The 6,759-nt window shown below is 73.3% G+C and carries 9 protein-coding genes and 1 pseudogene; 7 read left to right on the top strand and 3 right to left on the bottom strand.

Features of this window, described 5'->3' with window-relative positions; genetic code table 11:
- A pseudogene (locus QEZ54_RS33695) lies at positions 1-207 on the top strand (pectate lyase); the annotation flags it as partial.
- Between the two features lie 124 nt (positions 208-331).
- A complete protein-coding gene (locus QEZ54_RS33690) occupies positions 332-883 on the top strand; it encodes a cysteine hydrolase family protein (protein WP_281308817.1) in 552 nt (183 codons plus the stop codon).
- Between the two features lie 52 nt (positions 884-935).
- Here the strand turns inward: QEZ54_RS33690 and QEZ54_RS33685 are convergent, their stop codons facing one another.
- Positions 936-1,532, bottom strand: coding sequence for a LysE/ArgO family amino acid transporter (locus QEZ54_RS33685; RefSeq protein ID WP_281308816.1), 597 nt, complete (start codon positions 1,530-1,532; stop codon positions 936-938).
- Positions 1,533-1,609: 77 nt separating this feature from the next.
- Here QEZ54_RS33685 and QEZ54_RS33680 point away from each other — a divergent pair, with 77 nt between their 5' ends.
- On the top strand, positions 1,610-2,491 hold the full coding sequence (locus QEZ54_RS33680; RefSeq protein WP_281308821.1) for a LysR family transcriptional regulator ArgP: 882 nt from the start codon (positions 1,610-1,612) through the stop codon (positions 2,489-2,491).
- Between the two features lie 2 nt (positions 2,492-2,493).
- On the opposite strand, the gene QEZ54_RS33675 is transcribed toward QEZ54_RS33680, so the two are convergent.
- Positions 2,494-2,808, bottom strand: a complete 315-nt coding sequence (locus tag QEZ54_RS33675) for a hypothetical protein (RefSeq protein WP_281308815.1) — start codon at positions 2,806-2,808, stop codon at positions 2,494-2,496.
- A 207-nt stretch (positions 2,809-3,015) separates the two neighbouring features.
- Between QEZ54_RS33675 and QEZ54_RS33670 the strand changes: the two genes are divergently transcribed.
- The 3 genes from QEZ54_RS33670 to QEZ54_RS33660 all read left to right on the top strand — a co-directional run bounded on the left by QEZ54_RS33670 (position 3,016) and on the right by QEZ54_RS33660 (position 5,074).
- The gene (locus QEZ54_RS33670; protein WP_281308814.1) at positions 3,016-3,381 is read left to right on the top strand and encodes an ATP-binding protein; all 366 of its coding nucleotides are present in this window, start codon (positions 3,016-3,018) and stop codon (positions 3,379-3,381) included.
- Positions 3,382-3,624: 243 nt separating this feature from the next.
- Positions 3,625-4,116, top strand: a complete 492-nt coding sequence (locus tag QEZ54_RS33665) for a SigE family RNA polymerase sigma factor (protein WP_281308813.1) — start codon at positions 3,625-3,627, stop codon at positions 4,114-4,116.
- Entirely contained in the window at positions 4,109-5,074 is a 966-nt protein-coding gene (locus QEZ54_RS33660; protein WP_281308812.1) for a hypothetical protein, read from the top strand. The genes QEZ54_RS33665 and QEZ54_RS33660 overlap by 8 nt, the downstream gene beginning before the upstream one ends.
- Positions 5,075-5,123: 49 nt before the next feature.
- Here the strand turns inward: QEZ54_RS33660 and QEZ54_RS33655 are convergent, their stop codons facing one another.
- Positions 5,124-5,897, bottom strand: a complete 774-nt coding sequence (locus QEZ54_RS33655) for an SDR family NAD(P)-dependent oxidoreductase (protein ID WP_281308811.1) — start codon at positions 5,895-5,897, stop codon at positions 5,124-5,126.
- A 130-nt stretch (positions 5,898-6,027) separates the two neighbouring features.
- Between QEZ54_RS33655 and QEZ54_RS33650 the strand changes: the two genes are divergently transcribed.
- Positions 6,028-6,747 (top strand): hypothetical protein, encoded by a 720-nt coding sequence (locus QEZ54_RS33650; protein ID WP_281308810.1) that lies wholly within the window; start codon positions 6,028-6,030, stop codon positions 6,745-6,747.
- The last annotated feature ends 12 nt before the right edge of the window (positions 6,748-6,759 follow it).

The raw sequence follows: 6,759 nt of genomic DNA, 5'->3' as shown, positions 1-6,759 counted from the left end.
ATCACGAAGAGCACGGGCGTGGTCGCGGGCATCAACATCAACTGGGGCGACACGGCCCGGTTCACCCGCATCACCGCGTACGGCAGCAGCACCGTCATCTGCGACAAGTACCTCGGCGCGCCGAAGGGCAGCGAGCCCACGCACGTCGGCAGCGGCGCGGACGGGGTCAACTGCTTCTACAGCCCGTCCGACATCGTCTACCGCTGACCGAACCGCCGCGAGCTCCGGGCCATCCCTGCGGCCCGGAGCTCGCGGCTCTGTCGCCCGCGCCCGCTGTCGGGGGGGGACTACGGTGGGTCCTGAACATGATCGCGAGTTCAGGAGGAAGCGCATGACCACGCTCACCGACCGGCCCAACACCGCCCTGCTGGTGATCGACGTGCAGAACGGCGTGGTGGCCAACGCCCACGACCGCGACCACGTGATCGCCAACATCGGCGCGCTGGTCGACCGGGCCCGCGCCGCCGACGTGCCCGTCGTCTGGGTGCAGCACTCCGACGCCGACCTGGTCAAGGGCAGCGACCCCTGGCAGTACGTGCCCGAGCTGGTCCGCGCGGACGCCGAGCCGCTGGTGCACAAGAACTTCGGCGACTCCTTCGAGGCCACCGAGCTGGAGCAGGTGCTGGCCGAGCGCGGCGTCGGCCGACTGGTGGTCACCGGCGCGCAGACCGACGCGTGCATCCGCTCGACCATCCACGGGGCCTTCGCGCGCGGCTACGACGTGACGCTGGTCGGCGACGCGCACACCACCGAGGACCTCACCGCGTACGGCGCGCCCAGCCCCGACCAGGTCATCGCCCACACCAACCTGTACTGGCGGTACCAGCAGGCACCCGGCCGCAGCGGCGGCACGGTGGAGACCGCCGAGGTCAGCTTCGCCTGACCCGGCCGCGGACGGGTGGGGCGGGCCGGTGCCACGGCCGCCCCGCCCGTCGTCACGACAGCAGCAGGCCGACCGCGATCGCCGTCATGGTCAGCGCGATCACGCCGTCGAGCAGGCGCCAGGTGAGCGGCCGGGCCAGCACCGGGGCCAGCCGGTGGGCGCCCGCGCCGAGGCCGGTGAACCAGACCGCGCTGGCCAGCGCCGCCCCGACCGCGAAGACCCAGCGGAACTGCTGCTGGCTGGCCAGTCCGCCGAGCAGCAGCACGGTGTCGAGGTACACGTGCGGGTTGAGGAAGGTGAAGGCCAGGCAGGCCAGCATGGTGGCGCGCAGGGTGCTGCCGGGGCCGTTGCGGGCCTCCAGCGTCCCGGGGCGCAGCGCGCGGCGGGCCGCGAGCACGGCGTACCCGAGCAGGAACGCCGCCCCGCCCCACCGGATCGCCGTGAGCAGTCCGGGTGCGGCGGCGACGGCCGCGCCGAGCCCGCCGACGCCCACCATGATCAGCAGCGCGTCGGACAGCGCGCAGGTCAGCACCACCGCGAGCACATGCTCGCGGCGCAGCCCCTGACGCAGCACGAAGGCGTTCTGACTGCCGATGGCGACGATCAGCGCCATCGAGGTGGTGAAGCCGGCGAACAGCGAAGCGATCATGCGTCGACGGTACGGCCGCCGACCGGCTGCACTCCAGCTAATGATTCTTACCAAGCATTAGCATCGCTTACGTGGCTCTGGACTCGGCTCAGCTGGAGACCTTCGCGGCGGTCGTCCGCGAGGGCAGCTTCGACGCGGCCGCCCGCGCGCTCAACCTCACCCCCTCGGCGGTCAGCCAGCGGATCAAGGCCCTGGAGCAGTCGGCCGGGCAGGTGCTGGTCCGGCGGGCCAAGCCGTGCCAGGCGACCGAGGCCGGTGAGCCGCTGCTGCGGCTGGCCGGGCAGCTGGCCCTGCTGGAGCGGGAGGCGCTGGACACCGCGCGGGGCGGCCGGGACACCGGCTGGACCCGGGCCGCGATCGTCGTCAACGCGGACTCGCTGGCCACCTGGTTCCTGCCCGCGCTGGCCGCGCTGCCGCCGGAGCCGCGCCTGCTGTTCGACGTGCACTCCGACGACCAGGAGTACACCGCCGACCTGCTGCGCAGCGGCACCGTGATGGCGGCGGTCACCTCCCAGCACGTGCCGGTCCAGGGCTGCCGGGTGCAGCGGCTGGGCACCATGCACTACGTGGCGGCGGCCGCCCCGCGGACCCGTGCCGCCTGGTTCGCCGCCGGTGTGACCGCGCAGACCCTGGCCGCCGCGCCGATGCTGGTGCTCAACCGCAAGGACCAGCTGCAGCACCGCTTCCTGCGTACGGTGGCCAGGCGGCCGCTGGAGCCGCCGATCCACTACATCCCGGCGGTGAGCGCCTTCAACGAGGCGATCCGGCTCGGGCTCGGCTGGGGCATGGTGCCGGAGCGCTTCTGCGCCGAGGACCTCGCCACCGGACGCCTGGAACCGCTGCTGCCCGGCCACCGGGTCAGCGTCCCGCTGTACTGGCAGCACTGGCGGCTGGAGTCGGCGGTGCTCGCCGCCCTGACCGAGGCGGTCCGGGCGGCGGCCGCCACCGCGCTCGACTGAGGTCAGCCGTCGGCAGTCGTCGTCTCGCGGACCGCCGGGGCCGGGGTGAGGCCGCCGACGACCAGCGTGCGGGCACGCAGCTCGGCCTCGTACCCCTCGATGGCGGCCACGGCCTTGTGCGCGTCCTTGCCCTTCTCCCGGATCTCCTCCTCCACCGCCGACGCCCAGATGGCGTAGCCGGACATCTCCCAGTGGGTGTTGCCGGTGAGCTTGCCGGCCAGATGCGTGGCGCGCCCGGCGAAGCGCCGCGACACGTTGCTGAGCTTCTCGTCGAACCCCATGACCGCCTCCCGGTCCTCGGCACCGCTGTCCTTCACCCGGAATCGTGCGCGGCCACGCCGACGCACGCAGCCAAATCGTGAAATTGCGTCGATTCGCGCGTAGAATTCTCGCTGAAGGACCCGGTCCCCCCACGCGGTGCGGGCGGTGCCGGGCGTCGGAATCCTCGGTACGGAAGAGGACGGAGCGGCGGAGATGGCCTGGCTGAAGCTTGCGGCGCACGGCCTGACGGACGGGGCGACCCCGTGAACGCGGCCGCCATCCGGCTGCCCGGCGGAGCGGGCAGCGCGGCGATGGCACGACACTTCGTGCGTACCCAGCTGAGCGCGTGGGCGCTGGCCGACGCGGGCGGGGACGCGCTGATCCTCACCTCCGAACTGGTCGGCAACGCCGTCCTGCACGGCGGCGGCGCGGTCGCGATCCGGCTGGTGCGCACCGACTCCGGCATCCGCATCGAGGTCACCGACCGGGAGCCCCGGCCGCCCGTCCCCCGCCCCGCCGGGGTCGACGGCGGGTTCGGGCTGGGCCTGGTGCAGCGCCTGTCGGCGGACTGGGGCGTCGTGCCGGGCCGTACCGGCAAGGTCGTGTGGCTGGAGTGCGCCCTGTCCTGAGCCGGGCGGCCGTCCCGACCCGGTGACCGCGGTCACGCGGCGGTCGGCGGAATCTTCGCGCGGGCCGCAACCGGATGCCGGGGGATGCCGTGTAGTCCGCGTCCGGCCCGACGGGGGCCGGCACGAAACGGACGAGGACGACCTCGAATGGACGCGACAGCACGGGTGACCACGGCGCCACCGGCGCCCGGTACCCTTCGTCGACCTGGGGAAATGCCTCCCACGGGCACGGGGAAGGCAGGCATGGGGCACGACTTCGACGAGTTGTACGCGGCGCACTTCACCTCGGTGACGACGCAGCTCTACGCGTACCTCGGGGACCGGCAGGAGGCGCAGGACGTCACGCAGGAGGCGTTCTGCCGGGCGCTGGTCCGGTGGAAGGACATCTGCGCGTACGACGACCCGGTCGCCTGGGTGCGCCGGGTCGCCTGGAACCTGGCCACCTCCCACTTCCGCCGGTTGAAGGTGGCCGCCGCGTTCCGGCGCCGCCACCGGGAGGAGCACGTCGACGCACCGAGCGCGGACCGGGTCGCGCTGTTCGCGGCGCTGCGCACGCTGCCGCCGCAGCCCCGGCAGGCCGTGGTGCTGCACTACCTGGCCGACCAGTCGGTCGCCGACATCGCCCAGTCGATGCGGGTGTCGACCGGCACCGTGAAGTCGTGGCTGCACCGGGCGCGTACGGCCCTGGCCGGGCAGCTGTCCGCCCCGAACGCCGAGGAGGTCCGCAATGCCTGAGCTCACCGAGTCCGACCCGATGGCCGAGGCCTTCTTCCAGTTCCGGATGGAGGCCCCGCACGAGGTCGCGGTGCCGGGGGCGGCGGCGGTCCGCCGTACCGTCAAGCGCCGCCGCACGGCACGCATGACGGCGCTGTCCGTGGTGGCCGGACTGGTGCTGGCGGCGGGCGGCTACGCCTTCGGCGCCGGAAGCGGGTCCGGGCAGGTCGATCCGGCCGCCCCCACGTCGACCCGGCCGCTGACCGACGATCAGCTGCAGGCGCTGGGCGTGCAGGCGCTGGGGCTGCTCGGATACACCCCTGAGCACACCCGGCCGGGCATGATGTTCGGGCCGGTCAGCGCGGGCAGCAACGGCTTCACGTACAGCTTCGCGGCGCCGAGCGGGGCGCCGATGCCCGCCGGCGAGTACCAGCTGCGGGCGGTCTGCCTCGGCGGGGTCGGCGAAGTGCGGGTGCGGTGGCAGGCTCCGGACGGGCGCACCGACGTCATGGTGCCCTGCGACGCGACGATCGCCGACCGGCCGATCGTGCTGACCGTCTCCGGCGAGGTGACCATCACCCTGCGCGGAGACGACCAGGCCGCCGGACACGCCGGCATTGCGGTCACCCTGACCAACCCCAACGTCGTCCGGGTGAAGCAGTTGCTCGCCGTCGACCGGGGCGAGTACTACGCCAGCACCTTCGGCGAGCTGGAGACGTCGGTCCGCGACCTCGACAACACGGTCACCTCGGGGCCGGTGCGGATGGACGTCTTCTGCGCGGGTTCGGGCGCGGTAACCGCCCGGCTGAGCCTCGGCGCCTCGTCGGACACCGCCCACCTGCTGTGCAACGGCCAGGCGCAGATGGTCACGCTGCGGCTGCCCGCCGGCGCCCGGGGCGAGTCCCTGATCCTGGACCTCGAACCCGACGCCGAAGCCCGGCTCGCGTCGGCGTTCGCAATGCGCCTCTACCGGGAGTGAGCGGTCCGCCGGGCCGGTCGCGACAGGATGCGACCGGCCCGGCGGCGGCTCAGCGGGGCAGTTCCTGGCCGGTGAGCTCGGCGCAGAGGGCCAGCAGGCGGTCCTGCACCGACTCGTCGTAGGCGGCCGGATTGGCCTTGAGGTCCTGGCGGCGCTTGAGGTAGCGGCCGGTGAACCCGATCTCCGCCTCCGGCGCCGTGGCCAGCCACACCTGCGTCTCGGCGCCGTCGGGCAGCTCGTCGGTGGCGTTCGGGCCGCCCATCCGGGTCTTGATCCAGCCCGGGTCGACGGCGTTGCTCAGGGTGCCCGGCCACAGCCGGGCGACCGCGAAGGCGAGCACGACGTCGTACATCTTCGAGTCGCTGTAGGCCTGCATGCCCTGCCAGGGCCTGTGCGTGTACTGCGGGTCGGCGAAGTCGGGGCGGCCGCCCGCCTCCAGGCCGGAGGTCAGGTAGACCAGGCGGCGCGGTGGCGGCATGAGCGCGGTCAGCAGGTACGGCGCGAGCACGTTGATCGCGAGGATCCGCTCGATTCCGTCCGGGGTGGCCTCCCGCCGCGCCGCCCCGCCGCCGACGCCCACGTTGTGGATCACCGCGTCGTACGGTCCGAGGGCGTTCGCGGCCAGGGCCAGTGCCCGGATCCGGGTCAGCTCCGACACGTCGCCCACGACCACCGCCGCCGCGTCCGGCACCGCCGTGCGGACCTGCGCCGCCCGCGCCTCGCTGCGCGCGTGCAGCACGACGCGGTGGCCGCCGCGCAGCAGCGCCCGCGCCGTCTCCAGGCCGATGCCGTCGGCCGACCCGGTCACGAAAACACTGCTCATGGCTACCTCCGTGTGCTGGAGTGAAAACCGTACCGATGTGGTTTGGGTCACGCTCACTGCGGGTACTCGCCGCAGGCGTCTGAGTGACCATCGGACAGGCGCGGCAGCGACGAACCCTCCGGGAGGCACGATGAGGGCAGGGCACCCGACCCCCACCGCGGTGGCGCAGCATCAGGAAGCGATCCCCTCGGCCGGGGATCTGCTCGCGGATTGGGCCGCCGACGGCGGCTGTGTGTGCGTACGCGTGCTCACCTGCGGTGACGTGGTCGCCGTGCACAGCCTCTACCCGGGCATGGGCCCCGGGTTCACCGGCTTCGACATCTTCCGGCTGGCCGAGGGGGTGCCCGCCGAGCACTGGAGCGCGCTGCAGCCGGTGGCGGTGCCGGGCGGCCAGGCCGAGATCGCCGGCCCGCGTACGGTGCAGCAGCCGCGCCAGTCCTCGACCAGCCGCCGCGTGGTCGACTACCTCGTCGACAACGTGCTGGTCCCGCGCGACTACGAGCACCTGTGCCGGTTCGTCACCACCGGCCTGGTGCAGCACCGCCCCGGCGTGGACGACGGGATCGGGGCGCTGTGGACGCAGCTGCGCGACCAGGACATCCGCTACCAGCGGCGGCACCTGACGGTGGCCGACGGCGAGTTCGCGCTGACCGTGTGCACGGGCACCGTGGCCGGCGAGCCGACCGCCTTCTACGACTTGTTCCGCCTCGAGCACGCCATGATCGCCGAGCACTGGGGCGTGCTGTCCGGGGTCCCGGAGCGGATGCCCTACTCCGAGGCGTTCCCGCCGTACCCGAGCGGCACCGACCCGGTCGCGACGGCGAATCTCACCCCGGCGGTCACCGGCTGAGTGCCGTACAGT

This window comes from Catellatospora sp. KI3, assembly GCF_029948125.1.
Classification (GTDB): domain Bacteria; phylum Actinomycetota; class Actinomycetes; order Mycobacteriales; family Micromonosporaceae; genus Catellatospora.
Note: the sequence above shows the minus strand (reverse complement) of the source record. Positions and strands in the feature narration are given on the sequence as shown.

What these genes read in the sequence shown, in the direction of transcription:
- QEZ54_RS33685 (WP_281308816.1), bottom strand. Translation starts at nt 1,532, where the DNA reads ATGATCGCTTCGCTGTTCGCCGGCTTCACCACCTCGATGGCGCTGATC.
- QEZ54_RS33655 (WP_281308811.1), bottom strand. Translation starts at nt 5,897, where the DNA reads ATGAGCAGTGTTTTCGTGACCGGGTCGGCCGACGGCATCGGCCTGGAG.
- QEZ54_RS33665 (WP_281308813.1), top strand. Translation starts at nt 3,625, where the DNA reads ATGGGGCACGACTTCGACGAGTTGTACGCGGCGCACTTCACCTCGGTG.
- QEZ54_RS33660 (WP_281308812.1), top strand. Translation starts at nt 4,109, where the DNA reads ATGCCTGAGCTCACCGAGTCCGACCCGATGGCCGAGGCCTTCTTCCAG.
- QEZ54_RS33650 (WP_281308810.1), top strand. Translation starts at nt 6,028, where the DNA reads ATGAGGGCAGGGCACCCGACCCCCACCGCGGTGGCGCAGCATCAGGAA.
- QEZ54_RS33690 (WP_281308817.1), top strand. Translation starts at nt 332, where the DNA reads ATGACCACGCTCACCGACCGGCCCAACACCGCCCTGCTGGTGATCGAC.